This window comes from Sphingobium sp. FW305-3-2-15-F-TSA7 (genome assembly GCF_058787155.1).
The window spans coordinates 1-26,584 of record NZ_JBYSZM010000032.1 but is presented as its reverse complement, the minus strand read 5'-3'; the positions used below and the strand labels follow the sequence as shown (position 1 = coordinate 26,584).

The window sequence follows — 26,584 nt, the reverse complement described above, 5'->3', positions numbered from 1 at the left end:
AGGACGCATCATGCATCCTGCGTCCTTCGATACACCGTTTCGCCAAGCTCAACGGTTACTCAGGATGAACGGCTTGGAGTGATGCGCCGTTAGCCAGCCGCGCCACCGCCGCCGCATATTGCCCCGCGATCTCATCGACGATCGCGCCGACCGGCTCGATGCCCCGGACCGCGCCGACGCCCTGCCCGGCCGCCCAGAGATCCTTCCACTTCTTGTGCGTATCGCCGCCATAATCGCGCGTCGCAGCGCCGCCCAGCGCGGCGGGATCGTAACCGCAGGCGATGAGCGAGGGGATCAACCAGGATGCCGGGGTGCCGGTGATCGCGGCGCTGACGATCAGATGCTCCAGCCCGCTCGCGACCACCATGTCCTTATAGCCGGCCACCGCCATGCTTTCCTCGGCCGCCAGAAAGCGCGTGCCCATATAGACGAGGTCGGCCCCCGCCGCGATCGCGCCCGCCACGCCCGCGCCATCGGCGATGCCGCCGCCGACGCAGATCAGCCCACCAAACTCGGCGCGCAACGCGGAGATGAAGGCAAAGGGGGAGAGGAAGCCGGTATGCCCGCCGGCCCCCGCCGAAACGCAGACCAGCCCGTCAGCGCCCGCCGCCGCCGCCTTGCGCGCGAGCGGCACGGTGATGACGTCGGCCAGCACCGTACCGCCATAGCCATGCACCGTCTCGATCGCGGGCGCGGGGCTGCCCAGCGCGGTGATCACGATCGGCGGCTTGTGCTTCGCCACCAGCGCCAGATCGTCGGCAAGCCGCGCATTGCTCGAATGGGTAACGAGGTTCGCCGCCCACAGGCCCGGCGCATCCGCCGTTTCCGCCGCGATCCGCGCCATCCAGCCGTCCAGTTCCTCCGCCGTGCGGCAATTGGGCGTGGGAAAGGCGCCGACGATGCCGGCGCGCGCGGCGGCGATCACCATGTCCGGCCCGGACACCAGGAACATCGGCGCGGCCACCACCGGCAGGCGCAATTTCTCGATCATCCGATCCGCTCCACGATCATGGCGACGCCGACACCCTGTGCGCCCGTCGCGACCACCAGCCCCAATGTTCCATCCGCCGCGTCGAGCGCGTCGAGCAATGTCGACAGCAGGATCGCGCCCGTGGCCCCCATCGGATGCCCCTTGGCGATATGGCCGCCGCCGACATTGACGCGGGCGGGGTCCGGCGCGCGATCGCGCATGAACTTGGCGATGGTGACGCCGAATGCCTCCATGAACTCGATCCGATCGATCCGGTCCAGCGTCAGCCCGGCGCGATCGAGCGCGATGTCCATCGCGGCGAAGCCGGCGGTCAGCGAATCGCGCGGATCCCCGCCGGCTTCGGCGATCGCCAGGATGCGCGCCCGCGCGCCCGCTTTCGGGCCGAGCAGCGCCAGCCCGGCGCCGTCGGCCATGGGCGGCGCGTGACCGACGCTGTGGCGATGGTCGATCGGCGCGTCGCCGATCACGCCGCGATACTGATCGGCCAGCACCGCGAAGGCGGGCGGCAGCGCCGCGAGCCGCGCGGCGTCGGTCGGGCGCACCGCCTCGTCACGGTCCAGCCCGGCGACGGCGATGCGCGAGGCGAGCAGCTCGGGCCGATCCTCCGCCGCCACCGCACGCGCCTGCGATGCGAGCGCGACGGCGTCGAGCGGCGCGCGATCGATCCCTTCCTTTTCCGCCAGCAGATCGGCGGCGAGCGCGACGGGGATGTAGCGCCTGGACGGATCCATGTCGGTGGCGGTATAATAATCCGCCTCGTCGGCCATGAAGGCGACGCGCGACAGCATCTCCACCCCGCCGCCCAGCGCCCATTGCGTCTGGCCGGCAGTGATCGCCGCGGCGGATAGGCCGATCGCGCTGAGCCCGGACGCGCAGAAATTGTTGATCGTGTGGACGGGCATCGCGTCGGGCAATCCCGCCTTCAGTTTCGCCACCATCGCGACATGCCCGCCCTGCGCGCCGATCTGGCCGACACAGCCCAGGGTCAGCCGCCCGGCGCGGCCACGCGGATCATGGCCGCGCGCCTCCAACGCGTCGACGAGATGCGTCACCAGCGATTGCGGCGTCTCGCCCGCCAGCCCGCCATCGGCGCGCGCCTTGCCGCGCGGCGTGCGCAGCGCATCATGGATATAGACGTCCGTCATGATGCGGCCCGCCAGGCGGACGGCGGCGCGAATGCGAACAGGCCGGGGGGCGCCGCGACCACATCGGGTATCGCGTTGATCGCCACCGCCATCGTCGCGTCGGTCAGCGCGCGCGAGGGCGGTGCCGCCGGATCGGCTTCGGATATGTCGAGCGTCATGCGGATATTGGGCCGTCCCTCGATCCGGATATCCCAATGCCCGTTATTATGTGGATGCAGCGAGGGATCGGCGGTCCACAGGATCGACAATGTGAAATCCGCGCCATTGGCGAGATGCGCGGTCCAGCGCCATTCGGTCGCCGCCACGGTGCCCGCCGGGATCAGCCCCGCCTGCACCGCAATGTCGCGCGGCGCCAGCGTCAGCCGGTGATCGGGGGTGATCGACGCGATCGTCGTCTTCATGCTGTGCGCCGCGAAATGCAGCACTTCGGAAAACAGCGTCGAGTAGAGCGTAGCGAGCGGGCCGTTGCGGATGTCACGCGTCGCCGGATCGCTGCCCAGCCCCATCAGGTCGAACACGAAGGCGGGGCTCGCCATCGCCGAGGCATCGACGGTTTCGGAAACGGTGAGCGAATCGAGATCGACGCACATCGCTGTCGCCGCCAGCGCCAGCCGCTCGACGATCATGCCCGGATTGACCCCGACGCCCGCCAGCGTCGCGCCGCCCGCGACCGCGGCGTCATGGAGCCTGCCGGCATATTCGGCGCCCTGTGCCGAAGGCCAGTGGAAGCCCGCCGTCGAAATCACATTCTTGCCCGAACGCAGCAGCGCTTCGACGTCGGGGACGAGCGCGTCATAAGGCAAAGTGATGCGCGGCGCGTGGATGACGACGTCCGCATCGATGGCGAGGATCGCGTCGCGATCATTCATCGCCGCGATCCCGACGGCCGGGCGTCTGGCGATTTCGCCGGCATCGCGCCCCGCCTTGTCGGCGGAATAGACATAGACGCCGGCCAGTTCGAGACCGGGATGGTCGATGATCCGGCGCAGCGACGTGCGGCCCATCGATCCCGTGGCCCATTGGATGACTCGGATCGAAATAATATTCCTCCCCCGCATTTCTTCGTTCGTATCGCCCCAGTCCCGCGGCATGATCAGAACCTAGATCACTTGCCGGGCGATGTCAGTATCTTTATGAAAGTTTGAAAGCACAAGGGGAGAGAGCGATGTTCCTGACGCCGGCCGAACGCACCGCCGACCATATCTCGCGCGGATGGTGGGACGGCATCTGCGTCGACACCCTGTTTCAAAGGGCCGTTATCGCGGGCGGCGACACCGAAGCGATCGTCGATCCGCTCAACCGCGAACAGCTAGACGGGCGCACGCCCGAACGCCTGACCTGGCTTGCACTTCAGGACCGAGTCAACCGCATCTGCGCCGTATTCCTCGCTCAGGGCCTGACCAAGGACGACCGCATCTGCGTGCAACTGCCCAACACGATCGACGCGGTGACGGTCTTTCTGGCGGCGGCACGACTCGGACTCATCCTCAGTCCGGTGGTGATGCAATATCGCGCGCACGAATTGTCGCACATCGTCGCGCAGGCCGCGCCGCGCGCCTTCATTACCATTCCGGTCTTTCACGGCCATGATCATGCCGCGATGGCGGCCGCACTGGCCGAAGCGCACCCCGGAATGACCGTGCTGATCTTCGGCGAGGCGACGCACGGCATCAATCTGCACGCCGCCGCCACATCCGCCGATCCAGCGGGCGTCGCCCCCTGGCTTGCCGATAATCCGGTCGAGGCCGGCGAAGTGCTGACGATCTGCTGGACGTCGGGCACCGAAGCGCGGCCCAAGGGCGTGCCGCGCGATCACAATCACTGGGTGCTCAACGCCCATGTGCTGGTCTGGGCATGCGAGATGGTGCCCGGCGATGTGCTGCTCAACCCCTTCCCGCTGGTCAACATCGCCTCGATCGGCGGGCTCGTGATGCCCTGGCTGGAGATTGGCGGGAAGCTGGTGCTGCATCATCCCTTCGATCTCGGCGTCTTCCTGAAGCAGATCGAGGCGGAGCGCGTGACCTATACGATCGCGCCGCCTGCCGTGCTCACCGCATTGCTCAAACAGCCCGCGATCATGGGTGATACCGACATCTCATCGCTGCGCGCGATCGGATCGGGCTCCGCGCCGCTGACGCCCTGGCTGATCGAGGGCTGGGCCGACGGCTATGGCATCGAGATCTGCAATATCTTCGGATCGAACGAAGGCATGTCGCTGATCTCCAGCCCCGCCGACGTGCCCGACCGGGCGGAACGCGCCCATTTCTTCCCGCGCTTCGGCGCGGCCGGCGTGACATGGGACAGCCCGATCGCGCGGGTGATGCGCACCCGGCTGGTCGATCCGGCTTCGGGCGAGGAAATCACGGTTCCCGGACAGCCGGGTGAGATGCAGATCAGCGGCGGCACGACCTTCGCCCAATATTGGCGCTCACCGACGCTGACCGACGCCGCATTCGACGGCGAATGGTTCCGCTCGGGCGACCTGTTCGAAATCGCCGGAGAAGGGCCGCTCGAACGCTTCTACCGCTTTGTCGGCCGGTCGAAGGAGATCATCGTGCGCGGCGGGGTGAACATCTCGCCGGCGGAGATCGACGAACTGCTCGTCGGCATCCCCGGCGTGCGCGAGGCCGCGAGCGTCGGCGTGCCCGACGCCGATCTTGGCGAACGCATCGCGGTGGCGGTCGTCGTCGAAGCGGGCGCGGAGGCGCCGAGCGTCAAGGATCTGGGCGAACGATTGGCAGCCGCGGGGGTGGCGGTGTTCAAGCGCCCGGAACGCGTGGTCGCGGTCGAGGCCCTGCCGCGCAACGCGATGAACAAGGTGATGCGCGCCGAACTGCGCGCGCTGGTGCTGGCGGCGGAGACCTGACCCGCCGAAAGGTATGAACGACTAACACAGTGTCATTCCCGCGAACGCGGGAATCCAGGAGATGTCGATCATAGAGCTCTACGACACTGGATTCCCGCGTTCGCGGGAATGACATGAGTGGGCGGGGGCCTGCCCCAGCTCAAGCCGCCAGCCGCTCCCGCCGCTCGGCCTTGGCGATTTCCAGATCCTTGCGCTCGACCCAATGCGCATGGGTGCCGCTGCAGATCTTGTGCGGCAGCGCGATGCGGCAGATGGGGCCGTCCTCGAAACGCTTGCAATCGATGATGATGCATTCCGACGTGCCCCTGTTCTCGTCGGTGATGAAGCTGATCAGATAGCCGTCATCCTCTTCAGTGCTGCCAGTGCGCGGCGCGAAGGGCGCTTCGGAGGCGTAGCGCCCCTCCTCGAGCGTCAGCGTCCAGGATTCGCCGGTCTGCATGTCGTGCTTGACCAGCCCGTTGAACAGGAACCAGCCCGGTTTTGCGACCGCGCTATAGGCATAGCGATAGGGCTGACCCAGGAAGCGCTGGTTGATCATGCCGAATTCGAGGATGCGATCGTCCAGCCGCTCCTCGCGCGTCTTCCCGGTCTTCAGGTCGAAGCGCCAGCGATGGAGCCGGGGACGCATGCTCGACTGGTCGAGATAGGCCATCAAATGACCATAGCCGTCCTCGTTCGGGATCGGTTCGGGCGTCGGATTCTCCTGGAAATAGCCGTCGACGATCACCTCGTCGCCATCCTCATAGGCATTGTTCCAGTGGAGCACATAGGTCGGCTCCGCCTCGAACCATCGGATATCGCCGTCGCCGTCGCGCGGCACCAGCGCGAAGCGGGTCGGTACCCCCTCGTGCAGGCGCACGGCATGGATATCGCGCTTGAGCAGTTCGGCATCCCAGAAGACCGGCATGTCGTTGAGGATCGCCCAGTTCTGCGTGAAGATCATGTCGTGCGGCAGACGCGGCCCCGGCGTCGGCACGGGCGTATAGCGGGTCAGCCGACCGGTCCGGTCGACGGTGCCGTAATGCATATAGGGCGCGTGCGTCGAATAGTTGAAGAACAGCAATTCGCCGGTCAGCGGATCGAGCTTGGGATGCGCCGAGATCCCGTCGAGCGGCACCCAGGGGGCGACGCCCTCGGTCTCCAGCGTTTCCGGATCGAGCACATAACCCTCGCCACACTGATAGAAGGTCGCGATCGCCTTGCCCGCATGGACGATGACATCGGTGCTCGCGCTGTCCTTCAGCCCGCCATGCGCGCCGAAACCCCGACGTTCGGAAACGCCCGGCCCGTCCATCAATCCACCCCATAGCGAACGGCCCGCCGCCTGTTCGGCATCGAAACAGCGCGTGCGGATGAAACGGTTGCGATAACTGGCCTTGCCGTCCCGGATATCGATCTGGTGGATCATGCCGTCGCCATCGAAGGGATGGTGGCGCCCGGCCGGCTGATGGATCTGATTCTCGGTGTTGCGCAGATAGATGCCGTCGAGATCGTGCGGGATTTCTCCCTCGATCACATCGAGTTCGGTCGCGTTCACTTCCTCCATCTGCGGCGTCCATGCGCCGTTGAGATAGGGATGGTTGCTCGGCTGGAGCGACGATCGGATCGGCGGCAGACGCTCTACCTTCATGCTGCACCTTTGCTGCGGTTAATTCGGTTGCAATAAGCGCATTGGTCTGGTTACGCAAGTTTGTCGCCCCTCAGGGGTTGACCTGAGCCGCGCAACCCGACAGCATCGCTTTCATATTCATACCAATAGGAGAAGAGCATGCGTTTCGGGATGCTGGCAGCCGCATTGATGGCCGCCATTTCGCCCCCCGCCTTCGCAGGCGATTCGCCGCAACAGGAGAAGAGCGTGGCAAAGGATCCGAAGATCGCGGTGGTCGAACGGCAGATCGAGGCCTGGAACACCAGGGACTGGAAAGGCGCGGGCGAAATGTTCGCCGACAACGCGGTTCTCCATTCGATGATGATCGAGCCGATCGCCGGGCAAAAGGCGATCGCGGAACGCATCGCCCAACTCGGCGACGGCATCGAATCGATCAAGCTCGACATCCGCAATATCGGCCGCGTCGGCGACGTCGTGTTCATCGAGCGGGTCGACCGCTTCGTCTACAAGGGCCATGCCGGCGCGGTGCCCGTCGTCGGCGTGCTCGAGGTCGAAGGCGACAAGATCACGGCGTGGCGCGAATATTATGATCGCGCGACGCTGGTCCGCGAAATGGGCCTGAGCGCGGATTTCCACAAAGCCGAGGGCGAATAGGATGGATATGGACGGGCGGAGCGGCGCGCCGCCCGATCCGGCCTATCCGCGCCCGGTCGTCGCATGGGGCGTGGTGGCGGCTTTGTTCGTCGCCTATATCTTCTCGTTCATCGACCGGATGATCATCGGGCTGCTGGTCGAGCCGATCAAGGCCGACCTCAGCCTGTCCGACACGCAGATCAGCCTTTTGCAAGGCATGGCATTCGCGCTGTTCTTCACCATCGCCGGCCTGCCGATCGGGCGACTGATCGACCGCGCGCCGCGAATGAAGGTGGTGGCGGCAGGCATTGCGCTGTGGAGCCTGATGACCGCTCTCTGCGGCACGGTGACGAGCTATTGGCAATTCTTCGTCGCGCGCATGGGCGTCGGCGTGGGCGAAGCGGTGCTGTCCCCCGCCGCCTATTCGATCATATCCGACAGTTTTCCGCGCCGCCGGCTGGGGCTGGCGATGGGCGTTTACGGCCTCGGCTCGGCGATCGGCGCCGGGCTGGCCTTCATGATCGGGGCGGTGGTGATCACGCTCGTCACCCAGGCGGGCGATATCACCCTGCCCGTGTTCGGCACGATGCGGCCCTGGCAATTCGCCTTTGTCTGCGCGGGGCTTCCCGGGCTCGCGGTCGCCCTGCTGTTCCTGATCCTGCCCGAGCCGGCGCGCGAAGGGATTGCGGACAAGGCACCGCCACCCGTGGTGCCGCTGGGCGAGGTCGTCAGCCATGTCGGCCGGCGCGGCGGCCTGTTCTGGTCGATCTTCATCGGCGTGAGCGCGGTCAATTTCTCGGTGCTCGGATCGGTTTCCTGGCTGCCGGCGATGCTGATGCGCGCATTCGGCATGGAGATGCATGATGCAGGTTATCTGGCGGGCGGGCTGCTGATCCTGGGCGGGCTGATCGGCATGATCGGCGGCGGCGTGCTGATGGACCGCTATGGTGACGGTGCGCCGCATGCGCGCATGAAATTCTGTGCCTGGGCGACCGCCGCGGGCACATTGGGCGCCGCCGCCTTTCCGCTCGTGCCTTCGCTTGGCGGCTTCGCGATCGCCTTTGTCCTGTTCTTTTCCGCCGCCGCGGTCACGGTGGGTGCGGCGCCGTCGACGTTGCAGCAGCTCACCCCGAACCGGATGCGCGCGACGGTTTCGGCCGCCTATGTCTTCGTCATCAACCTGGTCGGGCTGGGGTTGGGGCCGACCGCGACCGCACTGATCGGCGATACGCTGTTCCCCTTCGAATCGGGCATGCGCTATGCCATCGCGATCATCGCGCCGCTCGGCTATCTGATCGCCACATTGTTCTTCTGGCGGGCGGCGCGGCTGGCATCGAACGAGTGGCACTCGACCCGGGCCGCAGCAAGCTTATATGCTTGATCGTGATGCACGGCGATAATCTGATCCGGACCTGTTCCATCTGGCGCGCGCTCGAAGTGGTGGGCGACACACCGACCCTGCTGATCCTGGAAGCGGGATGGCTCGGTGCGCGGCGTTTCGACGTGCTGCGCCGGCGCACCGGCCTGCTGAAAGCATTGCTCAGCGATCGGCTGAAGCGGCTCGTCGAAGCCGGCATGCTCGAAAAGAAGCTCTACGAGACCAGCCCGCCGCGCCACGAATATGTGCTGACCCGCAAGGGCCGCGACGTCTATTGGACCTCGCTGATGCTGCTGCGCTGGGAACAGCGCTGGGCCGACCGGGCGGGCAAGATCGGCGTGATCCTGACGCATAAGCCCTGCGGCAAGACCTTCGAGCCGACACCCGCCTGCGGCGCCTGCAACGAGACGATCGATGCGACCGTGGTCGACTGGAAACCCGGCCCGGGCGTGGGCCTGATGGCGCCGCTCTACAGCCGGCGGCGGCAGCAGCGCGACAGTTCGGAGGATGCGACCTCGCTGTTCGACGAGGCGGCGCGGATCATGGGCGATCGCTGGGCCAGCCTGATCATGCGGTCGATCTTCACCGGCATCAACCGCTTCGACGATATCCGCCGCGACACCGCGATCGCGACCAATATCCTGTCCGAACGCCTTGCCTGGCTCACCTCGATCGGCGCGATCCGCCAGGTCCAGTACGCCACCAGCCCGCCGCGCTACGAATATAAGCTGCGGCGCAAGGGCGTGGATTATTACCCGGCGCTGCTGATGCTGATGAAGTGGGGCGACACCTATTATTGCTCGCCCGAAGGGCCGCCGCTGCTGCTGACGCACAAGGCGTGCGGCAAGCCGCTCGACCCGCAGGTGATCTGTTCCGAATGCCGCCTGCCGATCCGCCCCGACGAGGTGGAATTCGAGATCGTCGAAGGCGACGAACGCGACGCCGCCTGACACGATTCATACTTTCATTATCATACCTACACCGCTAGCATCCTGTCAGGGAGAGCGATGCGATGAACGACGACATCGGACGGGTTGTGATCGTGACGGGCGCCGGCAAGGGGCTGGGTGCCGCCTTCGCGCGCGCCTGGGGCCGAGAGGGCGCGCGCGTGGTCGTGAACAATCGCGCACGCGCCGGCGAGCCGAGCTCGGCCGAAGCCGTGGCGGCGGAGATTCGCGCCGCCGGCGGTGACGCGGTCGCCGATACCCATGCGGTCGACGCGCCGGGCGCGGCGGACGCAATCCTGCGCGCCGCGCTCGACGCCTATGGCCGTGTCGACGCCATCATTCTCAATGCCGGGATCACCGGCACCGCCGCCAAGCTCGGCGCGATGGAGGAGGCCGATCTTCGCACGGTGATGGAGATCAATTTCTTCGCGACGGCCGCGATGGCGCAGGCGGCGCTGCCGCATCTGGAGGCCAGCCCGGCCGGGCGGCTGCTGTTCGTGTCCTCCGCCGCCGGGCTGCACGGCGTACGCGGGCGATCGCCCTATGCCGCGTCCAAGGGTGCGGTGAACGCCTTCGCGCTAACCATCGCGGACGAGATGCGGCGCAGCACCGTCCGCACCAATGTGATCTGCCCCTATGCCGCCACCGCGATGACGGTGGCCGATGGCGAGCCCAGCGATCCGCTGATGGCGCCCGACAATGCCGCCGCCATGGCGCTCTATCTGACGAGCGCCGCGTGCGACCTCAACGGCCAGATCCTGATGGCGGGCGGCCGGCGCTTCCGCCGCGCCCGCGTGATGGAGGCGCCGGGCGCAAGCGCGCCCGATACCGATCCCGCCTGGATCGCCGCCAACATCGCCACGATCGGCGACATGGCCGATGCGCGCGAATTCGTGGGCGCGGAAGCCGCCTTCGCCGATCTTTACGCCGATGCCCGGCGCGACAGTCAGAAAGGGAGAGCATGATGCGTTTGACGGTGGAGCAACTGCTCGATCGGCAGGAGATAGAGGATGTGCTGATCAGCTATGCGCGCGGCGCCGATCGCGGCGATGCCGATCTGATCGCCGCCGCCTATCATCCCGACGCGATCGAGGATCATGGCGGGGTCTTTGTCGGGCCGGCGAGCGACTATGTCGCGGTGATGCGCAAGATCCTGCCGGGCGCGCCGCTGATGACGCATATCTGCACCAACATCACGATCGAGCTGGATGGCGATCACGCGCTCAGCGAATGCTATTTCCTCACCTTCTCGCGCCGCGACGGGGGCGAGGACAGTTATGACAGCCTGACCATGGCGCGCTGCGTCGACCGGTTCGAGCGGCGCGACGGCGCGTGGCGGATCGCGCATCGGCGGCTCGCCTGGGAATGGAATCACGAGATGCCGGTGAACGAGACCTGGGGGCGCGGCATGATCATTCCCGACACCGCGAAAGCGGTGCGCGGCGCGAAGAAGCCGCACGACATCCTTTACGGCGAATGGACCCGGCAACGCGCAGGAGTAGCGGCATGAAGATCGAGGGATGCACGGCGATCGTCACCGGCGGAAATCGCGGGATCGGCGAAGGCTTTGTCGAGGAACTGATCGAACAGGGCGCCCGCCGCGTCTATGTCGCCGCCCGCGCGCTGGCCGATGCGGAAGCGGCCTGCGCGAAGGATCCCGAACGGCTGGTGCCGATCGCGCTCGACGTGACGCAGGAGGATCAGGTCGCGGCCACCGCGGCGCGCTGCCAGGATGTCGATCTGGTGATCAACAATGCCGGCGCGTTCAACCGCGTGACGCTGATGGACGCACCCGACCTGAGCGCGATGCGGCAGGAGATCGAGACCAATTATCTCGGCCTCGTCGCCATGTGCCGCGCCTTCGCGCCGATATTGAAGGCGAATGGCGGCGGCGCGATCGTCAACGTGCTGTCCGCCGGCGGCATCATCGCGGTGCCCAGCATGGGCGGCTACAGTCCGTCCAAATTCGCGGCGCGCGCGGCGAGCGATTGCATCCGCGCCGAACTGGAACCGCAAGGCACGCATGTCGCGGCGCTGATCGTCGGATCGGTCGACACGCGCATGGCCAGCCACGTCACCTGGCAGGAGAAATCGACGCCGCGCGATATCGGCAAGGCCGGGCTGCTCGCGGTCAAGCACCGGATCGACGAGCATGACACCGATCCCCATTCGGTTTCGGTGCGCGCCTTCCTGGCGCGCGATCCGCACACGATCAAGCGCTCGATGGTCAAGGCACTGCACGACGGGAGGCGCTGAGATGCACGCGAACACGATCGAAACCCTGCTCGCCAAGCAGGATATCCAGGACGTCATGGCGCGCTACGCCCGCGGCGTCGATCGCGCCGACGGGCCGCTGCTCCATAGCTGCTATTGGGACGACGCGATCGAGGAACATGGCAGCAGCTATTCCGGCCCCGCCCGCCCCTATGTCGACGGCGCGGTGCAGCGGCTGATGAAGACGGGCACGATCTGCCACTATGTCTGCAACATGCATGTCGAGCTCGACGGCGATACTGCCTGGGTGGAAAGCTATCTGCTCACCTTCGCGCGCTTCCCCAAGGGCGAAGAGCCCTGGGATACGCTGACCGGCGGCCGCATCGTCGACAAGTTCGTCCGCCGCGACGGCGAATGGCGCATCCTCCACCGCAAGATGGCGTTCGACTGGAACCACGACATGCCCGCCAGCGAGGGCTGGTGCCTGGGCCTGTTCAAGCCCGATGACCCGCGCATGGTAATGGGCGAGAAGGGCAGCGGGGATCTGAGCTACACGCGGTTTTGATTCACCTCTCATCGTCATGCTGAACTTGTTTCAGCATCCATGCCGCAATCCGCACCGTCGCATGGGTTTCAGCATGAACCCTGAAACAAGTTCAGGGTGACAGTAGAGCAACAAGAAGGGCGGCAACCTCACGGTTGCCGCCCTGTCAGTTTGGCCGAGGAGGGCCTTAGAACTTGATCGACACCTCCGCGCCATACTGACGCGGCGCGCCAAGGCGGCTCACCTCATCGCCGAAGAACGCGATGATATTGGTGCGATAGAGCGTGTTGGTGAGGTTGCGGCCCCAGAGCGAGAAGGTCCAGTCGCCGCGATTTGGGGTGATCGAGATGCGCGCGCCGAGCTGGCCATAGGGATCCTCGCGCTGCAGATTGTCCGGCGCCCAGAACATCCTGCCCTGGCGGCTGTAATTGATGTTGGCGCGCAGGCCGCGTTCCCAGCTGCCCAGGTCGGTGACGAAATCGGCGCCGACATTCCACTGATATTTGGGCGTGCGCTGGAGGAAATTGCCCGAATTGTCGTTGCCGAGCGAATCGATGAAATTGATATATTTCGTGTCGAGCAAAGTGACGCCGCCATTGAGCGTCAGCCCGTCGGTGACCGCGAGCGTCGCTTCCATCTCGACGCCCTTGATCTTCGCATCCGCCGCATTGTCGGTGATGTTGCACAGGCAGGCGGCCGAGGTCTGGGTGACCTGCAGATTCTTGTAGCGCATCTTGAACGCGGCGATGTTGAGGCGGAAACGGCGATCGAACAAGTCGAGCTTGGCGCCGACCTCCCAGCTGTCGACGGTCTCGGGATCGTAGCTCGATTGCGCCGCGACCGCGTTCGCCGGATCGTCCTCGAACCCGCCGCCCTTATAGCCGGTGGCGAAGGTCAGGTAGAACAGCATGTTGCGATTGGGCTTGAACTCGGCGGTCACCTGCGGCGTCATTTCGCTCCAGGTATCGCGATAGGGCGTGGTGAAGCTCTGCCCTTCGCGGAACGTGCCCGCGAGCGGCGTCAGCGCGACGAGGTCCGTCGGATTGAACTTGTCGCCGCCCTCCACCGAGATGCCGGTGACGCGGCCCGATTTCTTGTCCTTCGAATAACGGACGCCGCCGACGATGTGGAACATCTCGTTGAAGCGGTAGCCGAGCTGTCCGAAGATCGCATAGCTCTCGTTGGTCGCGCGATTGTCCCAATGGCTTTCACCCGACAATGTGGTGAGCGCGGGCAGCGGCACTTCCGCCCAGAATTTGTCGAGCTTGCTCACCTTGTCGTGCTGGTAATAGGCGCCGATGATGTAATCGAAGCCGCTGTCCTCCACCTCCGGCGAGACCAGCCGGACCTCCTGGGTGAACTGGCGGATATGCTCGTCCTCATTCACCGGGAAAGTGAACAATGTCGGCGAAATCACGCCATAGCCATTGTCCGGTCCGATGCCGGTCTGGTCATAGACGTTGAACGCGTCGCCCTTGCGATAGCCGGTGATCGAGCTGATCGTGCCGATGCCGCCCAGTTCCTTGTCGAGCCGGAGCGAGAGACCCCATGCCTCGCGGTTGAGCTGTTGCGGCGTATCCGCCGCGTCGCCCTTGTAGCGCGGCCATTCGGGCAGGCTCTCACGCACGCCCAGCGGCTTGCCGCGGATCGTGCCGATCGCCGCACGGGCCGCGCTCCACGGGCCCGAGCCCGCCGCCGGCCCGTCAAGCGCGACGCTGTGGAAGCCGTTCGACTTGTCCTTGGTATAGTCGAACACCAGCCGCGCGGTGAAATCGCTGCCTTCGGGCGCCAGCTTGAGCTGTCCGCGCATCTGGAAGCTGTCCGCATTGTCGAGATCGACATCGTGCAGCAGATCGTGGTTGAAGCCGTCGCGATTGCGATACTGGAACGACAGCCGCGCAGTGAGCGGGCCGGAGATGGTGCCGGTGATGTGGCCCCGCGCCAGCTTCTCGTTGTAATTGCCATAGGAGACAGCGATCGCACCGCCGGTCTCGGCCTCGGGCTGCGCGGTCAGGATATTGATCGCACCGCCGACGACGTTGCGGCCGAGCAGCACGCCCTGCGGCCCGCGCACCACTTCGACGCGGTCGATGTCGTACAGGTCGAAATTGAACAGGCCCGATCGCCCGACATAGACGTCATCGACGAAGATGCCGATCGACTGGTCGGCCGACGGACTGTCGAGCCGGGTATTGGTGATGCCGCGGATGTTGAATTCCTGGTCGATCGGCGTCAGCGCGGTGAAGGACAGCGACGTCGCCGAGCCGGCAAGATCCTCGAAGCTGAGCACGCGCGCATTTTCGAGCGCTTCGCCGCCAAATGCCGAGATCGCAGCAGCCGTATCCTGCACCGTCGTTTCGCGGCGCTGCGCGGTGACGACGATATCTTCAAGCTGGGGGCCCGATGCCGCCTGTTCGGGAGCAGCCTGCGCCCATGCGGGCGAGCATGCCGAGGCCAGCCCCAGGGCGATTGCGAGATACGAAACGCGCGCACCAATGCCGTTCATGAAATCCCTCCCTTACCGACGCCGATCGAGCTTTGCCCGTCGGTCGTTTCGATGTGGAAGCTATGCCGATTAAGTCGGTTCGTCAATGCAAGTTAGTGCGGTTGCACTTCACCCTGCGCGCGCCGCGTAAATTCGCGATCCGTCCATGCGGCGATCAAACCACCACTTTTGTTCGATATCATGCCGATTTCGAGCGGAGGCGCCGACCGATATGAACCGCATCGCGGCTAGAGCCCGAAGTGGATTTCGCAAGCGAACCCGTTTGGACGATGGGACATGGATAGCGAGACGATGGGACCGATCCATCGGCTCCTATCGTCGCGCTTCGAAAAAGCCTCGCAACAGACCTGCCGCCTCGTTTTCGCCCAGGCCGGCATAGATTTCGGGGCGGTGATGACAGGTCGGCTGGTCGAAGACGCGTGCGCCATGCTCGACGCCGCCGCCCTTGGGATCCGATGCGGCATAATAGAGCCGGGCGATCCGCGCATGCGCGATGGCCCCGGCGCACATCGCGCAGGGCTCCAGCGTCACCCACAGATCGCATCCGGTCAGCCGCTCCTGCCCCAACGCCTCCGCCGCGCGGCGGATCGCGAGCAATTCGGCATGGGCAGTGGGATCGGGTCGCGTCCGCGTCTCGTTGGCGGCGCTGGCGATCAACCTGCCGTCGCGCATCACCACCGCGCCGATCGGCACTTCGCCATCGCGCGCCGCGGCCTTGGCCAGCGCAAGCGCCTGCTTCATGGGTTCGGGCAAGGGAAAGGCCATCGCCTCGCCTTAAAGACTGATTCTTTCGGGAGGAAGCGGTCAGGCTTTCGCGGAACGCCGAAAACCAGCAAAGGCATCGGCCAGCCGCACGGTGGAACCACCCAGCACGACAAACAGCGCAAAGGCCATGCCGGGTAGATAGAACAGCACCGTCAACGGAACCGCGATCCAGAAATCGCGGCCCATGCCGCGTGCCAGAAACACGCCGAGAGGCGGAAGCAGGATCGCGGCAAGGATGATGGCGATGCGCATGGTGGGATGAACGAACGACGGCGTGTCGGGTTTCATGGGCGCGAAGGTTGACGCGAATCGTCCAGACCGCTAGTGGCCCACGCTTTCCAGACGCTTTGATTTCAGGACAAAGACGATGTCGCGCATTTGCGAACTGACCGGCAAGGGCCGCCAGGTGGGCCACAATGTGTCCCACGCCAACAACAAGACCAAGCGGACCTATCTGCCCAACCTGCAGAATGTGACGCTGATGTCCGATTCGCTCGAAAAGAGCGTGAAGCTGCGCGTTTCGACGCACGGCCTGCGTTCGGTCGAGCATAATGGCGGCCTGGACAATTGGCTGCTCAAGACCTCGGACGAAAAGCTGAGCCTGAAGGCGCGTCGCCTGAAGCGCGAAGTCGTCAAGAAGGTCTCGGTCGCGGCCTAAGCCGCTTACCGATTCGAATTCGAACGACGTGGCGTCGGCCGATGGAAATCGGGCGGCGCTTAGTCGTGTCTAGTGACTACCATCTGTCAGCTCGAACTTCAGCAACAGGCTGTCCTGCAGCGGCGTCCCGAAATTATCGTCCGACGCCAGCCAGACGATCGTGCGCCCGCCCTCGCGGGTGATCGCCAGTGCCTCCATATTGTCGACCGCCAGCGGCGGCGCCAGCGTTGCGATCGCCTCCCCCATCGCCACGCCATCGCGCTCGATGGATTTGGGATCGAGGATCGATAGCGTCGCCTTGAACAGCGGCCAGATGCCGAGCCGCCGGTGAAGGACCAGCACCCGCCCGTCGGGCAATTCGGCGGCGTCGGTGACGCGGAAACCCGATGGTGGACGATAATAGAAGCGGACGCTCTTTGCCGCAGGATCGGTCGGATCACGATCGAACAGCAAGGCCTCATCGGCGCCCGGCGGCCCCTTCCCCGTCTCCGAAAGCACCAGGAAGCGCCCTGAGCGCAGCCGCGCCATGGCTTCGGCGCCGCCATTGCCCGGCCATTTGCGCATCTCGGGTGGGCGACGCTCCACCTCGCCTCGCACAAGGCCGGGCGAGTAGCGCCAGATCGCATTGCGACTTTCGAACCCCACCCAGATTTTTCCGGTCGCCGGATCGCGCGTCATGGATTCGCTGTCGCGGTTGCTCTTGAGACCGTCACCGCCCGGACCGGCTGGGAGATTGCCGAATTGCGCGGCACCGATCGTATCGCCCGGCCCCAGCGCAAGCCGAACGAATCCGCCGGCGTCGTTGAGCAACAGGATTTCACCGTCTGCGACCATCAATGACGAGAAGCTGCCGAATGCCGGATCGGGATTCTCCAGCCGCCAGCCCTTGAGAAATTTGAGAGGCCCGACCTGAATGCGCGTCGGATCGGATGAGTCGAGGGGGATGGGAATCGCGGTCACCGGACTGCTCGGCCCCAGCACGGGGCGCCGCATGTCGAATTCATTGTCCCCACCCAAGGTCAGCAGGATCGGCAACAGGAGCGGGATAAACAGGCGCATCGCCCGCGCTTCTAGAGTGCTTCCCGAAAAAGTGGGAACCGGTTTTTCGGTCGGAAAGCGCTCCGGATATTTCCCCGCCCGCGCTTGCCGGCCCTTCGCTTTCCTGAACGCCGGGCAACGGCATCTGAACGGCGGATAACATGTGCGTTCAGGCGAGCCTCAAACGAATCAGGGCATAAGCATCTCATCGGACGGAGGTTGGCCCCGCCGCCGAGTTGAAACGCAAGGAGAAGACCATGTTCAAGAAACTGAGCCTTCTGGGTGCCACGCTCGCAATGGGCGCCGCCACCCTGATCCCCGCTACGCCGGCAATGGCGCAGCGCGACGGATATCATCGCGGCTACGACAATTACCGCGGCGATCGCGGCTATCGTGGCTACGACAATTATCGCGGCTACAATGATCGCGGCTACCGCGGCTATCGCGGTGACCGTTACCAGTACCGCAACAATCGCGGCTATCGCGGCAATGACGGCTATTATCGCTGCCGCCGCGACGGCACCGCCGGCACCATCATCGGTGCGATCGCCGGTGGCCTGCTCGGCAACGAAGTCGCCGGTCGCGGCGATCGGACCGAAGGCACGATCATCGGTGGCGCCGTGGGCGCCCTGGCCGGCCGCGCCATCGACAAGTCGGACAGCCGCTGCCGCTAAGCCAACAGCATTCCTCGGTGTAGCGTAACGAGGACAGGGGAACGCCGCGAACTGTACATCGCGGACCCCAGAGGGCCGGAACCGAAAGGTTTCCGGCCCTCGCGTTATTTGGGCCCATTGGGGCGGGTCGCATTTCGGGTCAGGCCGTCGCGAGAATGGTGCCGCGCGAGAACCGGAGCGCAGCGTACTTCAGTACGTGAGCACCGGAAGCGCAGCGCGGTGCCGTTCGCAGCAAGGCATCACCCGAAAGGCGGCCCGCCCCTACTCGTTATCGAACAACGCGGCGAGCTGCTCCACCATCGTGCCGCCCAGCTGCTCGGCATCCATGATCGTCACGGCTTTCTGATAATAGCGCGTCACATCATGCCCGATGCCGATCGCGACCAGTTCGACCGACGACCGGTTCTCGATCCAGTGGATCACCTGGCGCAGATGCCGCTCCAGATAGCTTCCCGAATTGACGCTCAATGTCGAATCGTCGACCGGCGCACCGTCGGAGATCACCATCAGGATGCGGCGCTCCTCGTGCCGCGCGATCAGGCGGTTATGCGCCCATAACAGCGCCTCGCCGTCGATATTCTCCTTGAGCAGCCCTTCGCGCATCATCAGCCCGAGCGATTTCTTCGCCCGGCGCCAAGGCTCGTCGGCCTGTTTGTAGACGATATGGCGCAGATCGTTGAGCCGGCCGGGCATTGGCGGCCGGCCCGCGGCGAGCCAGTTCTCGCGCGCCTGCCCGCCTTTCCACGCCCGCGTCGTGAAACCGAGTATCTCGGTCTTCACCCCGCAACGCTCCAGCGTGCGCGCCATGATGTCGGCCGAGATCGCGGCGATCGAGATCGGTCGCCCGCGCATCGAGCCCGAATTGTCGATCAGCAAGGTCACCACCGTGTCGCGAAACTCGGTCTCGCGCTCGATCTTGTAGGACAGCGAATGGCCGGGGCTGACCACGACGCGCGCCAGCCGCGCGGCGTCGAGCATCCCTTCCTCCTGGTCGAAGTCCCAGCTGCGGTTCTGCTGCGCCATCAGCCGGCGCTGCAGCCGGTTGGCGAGCTTGGTCACCGCGCCCTGGAGATGGACGAGCTGATGATCGAGATAAGCGCGCAGCCGGTCGAGTTCGTCTTCATCGCACAATTCGGCGGCAGTCACCGTCTCGTCGAACTGATTCGTCCAGATCCTGTAGTCGAACTGCGCGTTGAGATCGGGGATCGGGCGGTTGGGGCGGACGGGCAGCATCCCCTCCTCACCCTCGTCGCCCAGCTCGGCGTCGGTTTCCGACGCCATATCCTCCTGCGCTTCGCCGGCTTCGCCATCCTCGCCTTCGCTGCCGTCAGGCTCACCGCGCGCCTCGCTCTGGCCATCGGAGCCGCCGGCCTCGTCATCGCCGTCGCTCTCGTCGCCTTCTTCGGGATCTTCGCCTTCGCTCTCGTCGCCGCCGTCATCGGCCGAATCGGGGATCACGTCGCCGTCGATCAGCTCGAGATCCTCGAGCAGGCGCGTGGCGAGCTTCTGGAACGCGACCTGATCGTCGAGCGCGAGTCCGAGCGCGTCGAGATCGGCGCCCGCCTTCTCCTCGATCCAGTCGCGCACCAGCGACAGCCCGCCCTGTGCGGCCTCAGGCACAGGCTCGCCGGTCAGGCGCTCGCGCGCGAGCAACGCGATCGCGCTCGACAGCGGCACCTCGTCGCGTGACCGCGCGCGCGTGATCGGATCCGATCGCATCCGCATCGCGTGCGCCTCGGCCAGATTGGCCTTGACCCCGGCCATGGTGCGGCCGCCCAGCGCCTCGACGCGCACCTGTTCCACCGCGTCGAACGCCGCGCGTGCCACGGCATCGGCAGGCGCGGCGCGGGCATGGAGCGCGGCATCGTGATGGCGCAGCTTCAACGCGAAACTGTCGGCGAATCCTCGCGCTTCGGCGACTTGCTCGGGCGGCAGATTGCGTCCGGGCATCGGCACCTTCAGATGCCGTCCCGCCTGCACCGGTGCATCGGCGGTGAACGCAAGCTCCACCTCCGGCTCACGCGCGATCGCGCGCGCCGTACCGGTCAGCACCGCCTTGAAGCGGTCGAGGGGAGTCTGTTCGGCCACGGCGCCTCAGGCTTTCCCGACGACGCTTTCGGGCAGGTCCTTGCCGAAGACGCGCTGGTAATATTCGGCGACCAGCGACCGCTCCGCCTCGTCGCACTTGTTGAGGAAGCTCAGCCGGAACGCGAAGCCGACATCCTTGAAGATCAGCGAATTCTGCGCCCAGGTGATCACGGTGCGCGGGCTCATCACGGTGGAGATGTCGCCATTGATGAAGCCCTGGCGGGTCAGATCCGCCACCTTCACCATGTTCTCGACCTCTTTCTTGCCGCCCTCGTGATCATATTCGCCCGATTTGGCGAGCACGATCTGCGCCTCGACCTGGGCGGGCAGATAGTTGAGCGTGACCACGATGTTCCAGCGGTCCATCTGGCCCTGGTTGATCTGCTGCGTGCCGTGATAGAGGCCGCTGGTGTCGCCCAGGCCCACCGTGTTGGCGGTGGCGAACAGGCGGAACCAGGGGTTGGGCCGGATCACGCGATTCTGGTCGAGCAGGGTCAGCTTGCCCTCGGTCTCCAGCACGCGCTGGATCACGAACATCACGTCGGGGCGGCCGGCATCATATTCGTCGAACACCAAGGCGGTCGGCGTCTGCAGCGCCCAGGGCAGCAGGCCCTCACGGAACTCGGTCACCTGCTGACCGTCGCGCAGCACGATCGCGTCGCGGCCGATCAGGTCGATACGGCTGATATGCGCATCCAGGTTGATGCGGATGCACGGCCAGTTGAGCCGCGCCGCCACCTGCTCGATATGCGTCGACTTGCCGGTGCCGTGATAGCCCTGGACCATCACGCGCCGGTTGTGCGCGAAGCCGGCCAGGATCGCGAGCGTGGTATCGCCGTCGAACACATAGGCGGGATCGAGATCGGGAACGCGTTCGTCCGCCTCGCTGAAGGCGGGCACCATCATGTCGGTATCGATGCCGAACAGGTCACGGACGCTCACCTGCTTGTCGGGTGCGTCCATCACCGTCGACTCGCGGCTGTCGGGCTGGGTGTTGGGTATGTCGGTCATGGATCGGCCTGCATGCAAGAGAGTCGCGGCCCGGTTAAAGGCTGGCGCGCGCGGATGCAACGCGAACGCGTCAGCCGGACCCGGGTGGCGCCTTCGCCGGAATCGGAAACAGCGTCGCGAAATGTTCGGCAAGGGCGCGATCGCCCTCCATCCGCAGCAGCCCGCCCTGCGCCAGATCGTCGTACGACACGCCCGCATAGACCGCGGCGGCGACGCCCGACGGATCGCCGGTGAAGATGAGGTCGGGGCGCTCCACCGCACCGCGCCCGATCGCCACCGCGCCGTCGTCGAGGGTCAGGAAGAACGCTTCCTCGCCCAGATGAAAGGCGATCCGCATGGTCAGCCCGCGCGACCCCGCGGGGTCGATCATCGTGCGCAGCGACAGCATCAACGAAACCGCACTGAACGGGCGCGTCGGATCGTGCAGCGGCGAGCGCGCCGCCCAGCGCCCGAGCGCCTGGAAAACCGGTCCGGCCTCCTTCCCCCATTGAGTCAGCCCATAGACCTGAACCGATGCCGGCGGCGGCAATTTGATCCGGGTGACGATGCCCGCTTCCTCCAGCCCGGTCAGGCGCTGGGTCAACACATTGGCACTGATCGCGGGCAGGCTCTTGCGCAGCTCGCTGAAGCGCCGGGGCCCGAGCATCAGCTCGCGCATCACCGGCAATGCCCAGCGTTCGCCGATAATGTCCATGCCATGGGTCGCCGCGCAGGCATCGTCATAACGGCGCTTTTGTGCGGCTTCGGATACGTCGGTTATTTTTTGTAACTTCATAGTTGCTTTTTATAACCTCGCGGCGCATCAGGGTCAAACAGCGATTCGAATAGGGAGAGGATTTCGAAATGGCGAAGATGATATTCGTGAACCTGCCGGTGGCGGACGTTGCCAAGGCGAAGACCTTCTACGAAGCGGTGGGCGCCACCGCCGACCTCCGCTTCTGTACCGACGACACCGCGATGATGGCGTTTTCGGACACGATCGTTTTCATGCTGATGTCACATCAACGGTTCAACGATTTCACCACAAAGTCCGTCGCAGACACGCGCACGACCACCGAAGTGCTGCTATGCCTGAGCGAGGACAGCCGCGACGGAGTCGAGGCGACCATGGCGAAGGCGATCGACGCCGGCGCAAAGGCCGATCCGACGCCGCGCCAGGAGATGGGCGACTTTATGTACGGCCGCAGCTTCGAGGATCTCGACGGCCATATCGTCGAATTGATGTGGATGGATGTCGAAGCGGCAATGGCCGCGTGGAGCGAGCCGGCAGCCGCCTGAGCCGCCTGCGAACGCAATGACGGAGAGGATCGGATCATGACGAACCTGCCGGAGATCACCGCCTTCAAATGGGTCCCGCCCTTCGCCCAGGGGCTGGTGCGCGACACCAGGGCGCGCTGGGCATTCGAGGAACTGGGGATCGAACACAATGTCCGCCTGATGGAGATCGGCGACAACAAGACCGCGGCGCACCGGACGCTCCAGCCCTTCGGCCAGCTCCCCACCTATGCGGACGGCAGCGTCGAAATCTTCGAATCGGGGGCGATTGTGCTGCATATTGCCCGGCAGAAACCCGGGCTCCTGCCCGCCGACGATGCCGGCGCCGCACGGGCCACAGCCTGGCTGATCTCCGCGCTGAATTCGGTCGAGCCGATGATCTTCGACCTCGTCATGGTCGACATTTTCGACAAGGACGAAGCCTATGCGGCGCTGCTCCGCCCCAAGGCGGTCGAACGGCTTCGCGAACGGCTGGGCGATCTCGCCACCGCGCTGGGCGACAAGACCTGGCTCGATGGCGACACCTTCACTGCCGGCGACCTGATCATGATTTCGGTGCTGCGAACGCTGCGCCACACCGATCTCGTCGCCGAACACCCGAATCTCGCCGCCTATATGGCGCGCGGGGAAGCAAGGCCGGCCTTCCGCAAGGCGTTGGCCGATCACATGGCGGTTTTCGAGGGCGCAACGCCCCCCGCCTGGTTCGCATGAGGAGAGAAACAATGACCTATGTCGATGGATTCGTCGCAGCCGTTCCGGCCGCCAACAAGGAAGCCTATCGCAAGCACGCGACCGACGCGCTGGCGCTGTTCAAGGAATTCGGCGCGACCCGTATGGTCGAATGCTGGGGTGACGATGTGCCCGATGGCAAGGTCACCGATTTCAAGGGTGCGGTGAAGGCCAATGACGACGAGGTCGTCGTCTTTTCCTGGCTCGAATATCCCTCGAAAGCCGTGCGCGACGCCGCCGTCGCGAAGATGATGTCCGATCCGCGGATGGAGGCGATGGGCGCGAACATGCCCTTCGACGGCCAGCGCATGATCTTCGGCGGGTTCGAGGCGATCGTCGACGACAGCGGCGAGGGGGTCATGGGCTATGCCGACGGCTATCTCGTGCCCGTGCCCGCCGGCAAGAAGGAGGCCTATCGCGCACTGGCCGCCAAGGCCTCACAGGTATTCTTCGATCACGGCGCAACCCGCGTGGTGGAGGCATGGGGCGACGACGTGCCGACCGGCAAGGTCACCGACTATGCGCGCGCGATCAAGGCCGAGGGTGACGAGACCCCCGTCTTCTCCTGGGTCGAATGGCCCTCGAAAGAGGCCCGCCAGGAGGGCTGGAGAAAGGTGATGGAGGACGAGCGCATGAAGCCCGACGGCTCCGAAATGCCGTTCGACGGCCAGCGCATGATCTATGGCGGCTTCTCGCCGCTCGTTGACGCCTGACACAGGCTGGAGCGCCGAACGATCAGGCTGAATCGTTCGGCGCTCCGGATTTCCTTTTCAAAAATGACGATCCGTCGGGTGGGTTCAGCCGATCGGAAAGGCCCTGAGGGAGAGCGCATATGTCGAACGCACATGGCGAATTCATCTGGTACGAATTGATGACGTCCGATCCGGACGCGTCGAAGACATTTTATGACGACGTCGTCGGCTGGACGATCGGCGACAAGCCCGCCCAGGGCATGGACTATCGCATGATCGCCGCACCCGACGGCTTCGTCGGCGGCGTGATGGCGCTGAATGCCGACATGATCGCGGGCGGCGCCGCGCCGACCTGGATGGGCTATTTCGGCGTCGACGATGTCGATGCCTCGGTGGCCGCGATCACCGCTGCGAGCGGCCAGGTCCACCTGCCCGCGACCGACATTCCCGATGTCGGCCGTATCGCGATGGTGACCGACCCGCAGGGTGTCGCGATCTATGTGATGCGCGGGAACAGCGACGAGAGCAGCACGGCCTATAGCCGGACGGCGATGGGCCATGTCAGCTGGAACGAGCTCCAGACCACCGACGATGCCGCCGCCCTGGCCTTTTACGACCGGCATTTCGGCATCAAGAAGGTCGGCGCGATGGAGATGGGCGAGATGGGCGATTACAGCTTCATCGCCAACACCGACGGCGGCGACGCGATCGGCGCGGTGATGAAGGCGCCGCCGGGCGTTCGCCCGGGCTGGGGCTTCTATTTCCGCGTGCCCGACATCGATACCGCCAAGACCCGCGTGGAAACGGCGGGCGGCACCATCACCCATGGGCCGATGGAGGTTCCGGGCGGTGAGATGGTGCTCAATGCGATCGATCCCCATGGCGTCCATTTCGGCCTGGTCGCGCCGGGCAAATAAGGAGACGGATCATGTCCGAGAAGATCATTCCCTGTCTGTGGTTCGACGGCAATGCCGAGGAAGCCGCCGATTTCTACGCAGCGCACCTGCCCGATTCGCATGTCGGCGCGGTCCATCGTTCCCCGGGCGATACGCCGAGTGGGCGTGAAGGCAGCGTGCTCACCGTCGAATTCGTCGTTGCCGGCCAGAATTTCGTCGGTCTCAATGGCGGCCCATACTTCAAGTTCAACGAGGCGGTGAGCTTCCAGATCATGTGCGAAGATCAGGCCGAGGTCGATCGGCTGACCGACGCACTGTCCGCGGTGCCCGAAGCCGAGCAATGCGGCTGGGTGAAGGACAAGTTCGGCCTGTCCTGGCAGATCGTACCGCGGCGGCTGCTTGCCTTGCTCGGCGATTCCGATCCCGCACGCGCCAAGCGGGCGATGGAGGCGATGATGCAGATGAAACGCATCGACATCGCCAAGGTGGAAGCTGCCGCGGACGGCGAACTGGTCGCCTGAAGCCATTATGAGCCCGGTCGAAAGGCCGGGCTATTTTTTCATCGATTCGCAATATCTACCGTGCTAATAGACATATAGATGAGCGCGACAGAGCGTCTGCTTGCAACACCTGACCACCCGGTCTGGGCCGCGCTTTTCCCTTACACCATCGGCCCTGCCGACGCGGCCTTGTCCTTCGCCGACCGCCTCGCCCGCGAAAATGGCTGGAACGACGCGCATGCCGCGCGCGTGATCGAGGAATATAAACGCTTCTGCTTCCTCGCCGCGACGGTGGATCATCAGGTCACCCCCTCCGATGCCGTCGACCAGGCCTGGCATCTCCATCTCACCTATAGCCGCGACTATTGGGAGCGCTTCTGCCCGGAGATACTCGGCCGCCCGCTCCATCACGGCCCGACCGCGGGCGGCGGCGCGGAGCAGCATCGCTATTTCGAACAATATGCCGAGACGCTCAAAAGCTATCAGCACGCCTTTGGCGCGCCACCGCCCGCGGATCTTTGGCCGAGCGCGGCGCGGCGGCTGATCGACGATCCCAGGGCACGGCGCGTCCATCCGCGTGACGCATTGATCATCGACCGAAAGATCGCCCGGCCCCTGCTGTTCCTGGCCGGCGCCATCGCGGTCATCCATTTCCTCTACTGGTAGGGAGCAATAGACAGCTTATGCCACTCGGACCCTTCGACATGACCGGCGGCCCGTTTCTGGTGCTGTACGGGATATTGCTGGTGTTCACGATCATCGCCGGCTTCAGGATTCCACGCTGGCTGCAGCCGCCCGGTCGCGATCAGCGCGTGACCGACCCGGACGACCTCGCCTGGCTGGCGGGCGGCGCGACGCGCTTCGCCGACACGGTCGTCGCCAGGCTGCTGGCGATCCGCGCGCTCGACATGATCGGCAAGGACGATTTCCGCGCGGTCTCGCGCGATGCGGGACAGACCAGCGCCGAGCGCAGCGTGCTCGCCATGCCGCAACCGATATCCTGGTCCGCGATCGAGAAGACGCTGCAGTCCCATGCCGAGCCGGTCGAGCGCAAGCTTGTCGCCTCGCGCCTGCTGATGGATCGGGCGACGGTCTTCCAGATGCGTTTCTGGCAGACATCGCCCTATCTGCTGCTGCTTGCCTTTGGCGCGACCAAATGGCTGATCGGCGACGCCCGCGAACGCCCGACCGGTTTTCTCACCGCCTTCCTGGTCGTCACCGTGATCTTCGCCCTGATCCGTTTCTTCACAGTCGATCGCCGCACCCAGGCGGGCCGCGATGCGCTCGACCATGCCACGGCCCAATCCGGACGGCTGAAACAAGCCCCGACAAATTCGGAAATCGGCATGGCCGTCGCACTGTTCGGCACCACGGTGCTGGTCGGCTCGGGCTGGGCGGACTTTCACACTCTGCGAAATGCCGGCT

28 protein-coding genes are annotated in these 26,584 nt (G+C 65.3%); 17 read left to right on the top strand and 11 right to left on the bottom strand.

From position 1 onward, the window contains the following. Positions 1-55: 55 nt before the first annotated feature. The 3 genes from AC3WN8_RS22370 to AC3WN8_RS22360 are packed head-to-tail and all read right to left on the bottom strand — an operon-like array spanning position 56 to position 3,140. A complete protein-coding gene (locus tag AC3WN8_RS22370; RefSeq protein WP_492671705.1) occupies positions 56-991 on the bottom strand; it encodes an NAD(P)H-dependent flavin oxidoreductase in 936 nt (311 codons plus the stop codon). Continuing rightward, entirely contained in the window at positions 988-2,136 is a 1,149-nt protein-coding gene (locus AC3WN8_RS22365) for a thiolase family protein (protein ID WP_492671704.1), read from the bottom strand. The genes AC3WN8_RS22370 and AC3WN8_RS22365 overlap by 4 nt, the downstream gene beginning before the upstream one ends. Continuing rightward, the gene (locus tag AC3WN8_RS22360; RefSeq protein ID WP_492671703.1) at positions 2,133-3,140 is read right to left on the bottom strand and encodes an NAD(P)H-dependent amine dehydrogenase family protein; all 1,008 of its coding nucleotides are present in this window, start codon (positions 3,138-3,140) and stop codon (positions 2,133-2,135) included. Before AC3WN8_RS22360 ends, AC3WN8_RS22365 begins: the two co-directional genes overlap by 4 nt. A 161-nt stretch (positions 3,141-3,301) precedes the next feature. On the opposite strand from AC3WN8_RS22360, the gene AC3WN8_RS22355 reads away from it, so the two are divergent. After that, on the top strand, positions 3,302-5,002 hold the full coding sequence (locus AC3WN8_RS22355) for a class I adenylate-forming enzyme family protein (RefSeq protein ID WP_492671702.1): 1,701 nt from the start codon (positions 3,302-3,304) through the stop codon (positions 5,000-5,002). 139 nt (positions 5,003-5,141) lie between these two features. On the opposite strand, the gene AC3WN8_RS22350 is transcribed toward AC3WN8_RS22355, so the two are convergent. Next, positions 5,142-6,632: a carotenoid oxygenase family protein gene (locus AC3WN8_RS22350; protein ID WP_492671701.1), complete on the bottom strand. Its 1,491-nt coding sequence runs from the start codon at positions 6,630-6,632 to the stop codon at positions 5,142-5,144. 138 nt (positions 6,633-6,770) lie between these two features. Here AC3WN8_RS22350 and AC3WN8_RS22345 point away from each other — a divergent pair, with 138 nt between their 5' ends. The 7 genes from AC3WN8_RS22345 to AC3WN8_RS22315 all read left to right on the top strand — a co-directional run bounded on the left by AC3WN8_RS22345 (position 6,771) and on the right by AC3WN8_RS22315 (position 12,348). Continuing rightward, positions 6,771-7,265, top strand: coding sequence for a nuclear transport factor 2 family protein (locus AC3WN8_RS22345; protein ID WP_492671700.1), 495 nt, complete (start codon positions 6,771-6,773; stop codon positions 7,263-7,265). A 1-nt stretch (position 7,266) separates the two neighbouring features. Beyond that, positions 7,267-8,625: an MFS transporter gene (locus AC3WN8_RS22340; protein ID WP_492671699.1), complete on the top strand. Its 1,359-nt coding sequence runs from the start codon at positions 7,267-7,269 to the stop codon at positions 8,623-8,625. A gap of 5 nt (positions 8,626-8,630) precedes the next feature. Next, complete coding sequence (locus AC3WN8_RS22335) at positions 8,631-9,572, top strand: winged helix-turn-helix transcriptional regulator (RefSeq protein WP_492671698.1); 942 nt, start codon at positions 8,631-8,633, stop codon at positions 9,570-9,572. A 62-nt stretch (positions 9,573-9,634) separates the two neighbouring features. After that, a complete protein-coding gene (locus AC3WN8_RS22330) occupies positions 9,635-10,534 on the top strand; it encodes an SDR family NAD(P)-dependent oxidoreductase (RefSeq protein WP_492671697.1) in 900 nt (299 codons plus the stop codon). Next, positions 10,534-11,079, top strand: coding sequence for a nuclear transport factor 2 family protein (locus AC3WN8_RS22325; protein WP_492671696.1), 546 nt, complete (start codon positions 10,534-10,536; stop codon positions 11,077-11,079). The genes AC3WN8_RS22330 and AC3WN8_RS22325 overlap by 1 nt, the downstream gene beginning before the upstream one ends. Beyond that, positions 11,076-11,825: an SDR family oxidoreductase gene (locus tag AC3WN8_RS22320; protein WP_492671695.1), complete on the top strand. Its 750-nt coding sequence runs from the start codon at positions 11,076-11,078 to the stop codon at positions 11,823-11,825. The genes AC3WN8_RS22325 and AC3WN8_RS22320 overlap by 4 nt, the downstream gene beginning before the upstream one ends. A 1-nt stretch (position 11,826) precedes the next feature. Beyond that, positions 11,827-12,348, top strand: a complete 522-nt coding sequence (locus tag AC3WN8_RS22315) for a nuclear transport factor 2 family protein (protein ID WP_492671694.1) — start codon at positions 11,827-11,829, stop codon at positions 12,346-12,348. 166 nt (positions 12,349-12,514) lie between these two features. On the opposite strand, the gene AC3WN8_RS22310 is transcribed toward AC3WN8_RS22315, so the two are convergent. The 3 genes from AC3WN8_RS22310 to AC3WN8_RS22300 form a co-directional block, all read right to left on the bottom strand. Next, positions 12,515-14,833: a TonB-dependent receptor gene (locus AC3WN8_RS22310; RefSeq protein WP_492671693.1), complete on the bottom strand. Its 2,319-nt coding sequence runs from the start codon at positions 14,831-14,833 to the stop codon at positions 12,515-12,517. 312 nt (positions 14,834-15,145) lie between these two features. Further along, on the bottom strand, positions 15,146-15,598 hold the full coding sequence (locus tag AC3WN8_RS22305; RefSeq protein ID WP_492671692.1) for a nucleoside deaminase: 453 nt from the start codon (positions 15,596-15,598) through the stop codon (positions 15,146-15,148). Between the two features lie 39 nt (positions 15,599-15,637). After that, positions 15,638-15,886 carry a YqaE/Pmp3 family membrane protein gene (locus tag AC3WN8_RS22300; RefSeq protein ID WP_492671691.1) on the bottom strand — a complete coding sequence of 83 codons (249 nt, stop codon included), beginning with the start codon at positions 15,884-15,886 and terminating at the stop codon, positions 15,638-15,640. Positions 15,887-15,965: 79 nt separating this feature from the next. Here AC3WN8_RS22300 and rpmB point away from each other — a divergent pair, with 79 nt between their 5' ends. Next, a complete protein-coding gene (gene rpmB, locus AC3WN8_RS22295) occupies positions 15,966-16,256 on the top strand; it encodes a 50S ribosomal protein L28 (RefSeq protein WP_492671690.1) in 291 nt (96 codons plus the stop codon). A gap of 69 nt (positions 16,257-16,325) precedes the next feature. Here the strand turns inward: rpmB and AC3WN8_RS22290 are convergent, their stop codons facing one another. Further along, positions 16,326-17,315 (bottom strand): esterase-like activity of phytase family protein, encoded by a 990-nt coding sequence (locus AC3WN8_RS22290; RefSeq protein WP_492671689.1) that lies wholly within the window; start codon positions 17,313-17,315, stop codon positions 16,326-16,328. Between the two features lie 236 nt (positions 17,316-17,551). Here AC3WN8_RS22290 and AC3WN8_RS22285 point away from each other — a divergent pair, with 236 nt between their 5' ends. Then, entirely contained in the window at positions 17,552-17,968 is a 417-nt protein-coding gene (locus AC3WN8_RS22285; RefSeq protein WP_492671688.1) for a glycine zipper 2TM domain-containing protein, read from the top strand. A gap of 261 nt (positions 17,969-18,229) precedes the next feature. Here the strand turns inward: AC3WN8_RS22285 and cobT are convergent, their stop codons facing one another. From cobT to AC3WN8_RS22270, 3 genes are all read right to left on the bottom strand, one after another. Beyond that, positions 18,230-20,056 carry a cobaltochelatase subunit CobT gene (gene cobT, locus AC3WN8_RS22280; protein ID WP_492671687.1) on the bottom strand — a complete coding sequence of 609 codons (1,827 nt, stop codon included), beginning with the start codon at positions 20,054-20,056 and terminating at the stop codon, positions 18,230-18,232. 6 nt (positions 20,057-20,062) lie between these two features. Beyond that, a complete protein-coding gene (cobS, locus tag AC3WN8_RS22275; RefSeq protein ID WP_492671686.1) occupies positions 20,063-21,067 on the bottom strand; it encodes a cobaltochelatase subunit CobS in 1,005 nt (334 codons plus the stop codon). Positions 21,068-21,137: 70 nt separating this feature from the next. Beyond that, complete coding sequence (locus AC3WN8_RS22270; protein ID WP_492671685.1) at positions 21,138-21,842, bottom strand: winged helix-turn-helix transcriptional regulator; 705 nt, start codon at positions 21,840-21,842, stop codon at positions 21,138-21,140. A 68-nt stretch (positions 21,843-21,910) separates the two neighbouring features. On the opposite strand from AC3WN8_RS22270, the gene AC3WN8_RS22265 reads away from it, so the two are divergent. From AC3WN8_RS22265 to AC3WN8_RS22235, 7 genes are all read left to right on the top strand, one after another. Next, positions 21,911-22,345: a VOC family protein gene (locus AC3WN8_RS22265; RefSeq protein ID WP_492671684.1), complete on the top strand. Its 435-nt coding sequence runs from the start codon at positions 21,911-21,913 to the stop codon at positions 22,343-22,345. A gap of 36 nt (positions 22,346-22,381) precedes the next feature. Continuing rightward, on the top strand, positions 22,382-23,053 hold the full coding sequence (locus tag AC3WN8_RS22260) for a glutathione S-transferase family protein (protein WP_492671683.1): 672 nt from the start codon (positions 22,382-22,384) through the stop codon (positions 23,051-23,053). Between the two features lie 11 nt (positions 23,054-23,064). Further along, positions 23,065-23,784: a DUF1428 domain-containing protein gene (locus AC3WN8_RS22255; RefSeq protein ID WP_492671682.1), complete on the top strand. Its 720-nt coding sequence runs from the start codon at positions 23,065-23,067 to the stop codon at positions 23,782-23,784. Positions 23,785-23,903: 119 nt separating this feature from the next. Then, the gene (locus AC3WN8_RS22250) at positions 23,904-24,680 is read left to right on the top strand and encodes a VOC family protein (RefSeq protein ID WP_492671681.1); all 777 of its coding nucleotides are present in this window, start codon (positions 23,904-23,906) and stop codon (positions 24,678-24,680) included. A gap of 11 nt (positions 24,681-24,691) precedes the next feature. After that, positions 24,692-25,180 carry a VOC family protein gene (locus AC3WN8_RS22245; RefSeq protein ID WP_492671680.1) on the top strand — a complete coding sequence of 163 codons (489 nt, stop codon included), beginning with the start codon at positions 24,692-24,694 and terminating at the stop codon, positions 25,178-25,180. A 78-nt stretch (positions 25,181-25,258) separates the two neighbouring features. Continuing rightward, on the top strand, positions 25,259-25,825 hold the full coding sequence (locus AC3WN8_RS22240; RefSeq protein WP_492671679.1) for a glycine-rich domain-containing protein: 567 nt from the start codon (positions 25,259-25,261) through the stop codon (positions 25,823-25,825). 17 nt (positions 25,826-25,842) lie between these two features. Beyond that, positions 25,843-26,584: TIGR04222 domain-containing membrane protein (locus AC3WN8_RS22235; RefSeq protein WP_492671678.1), on the top strand; the 742-nt coding region annotated here is incomplete at its 3' end.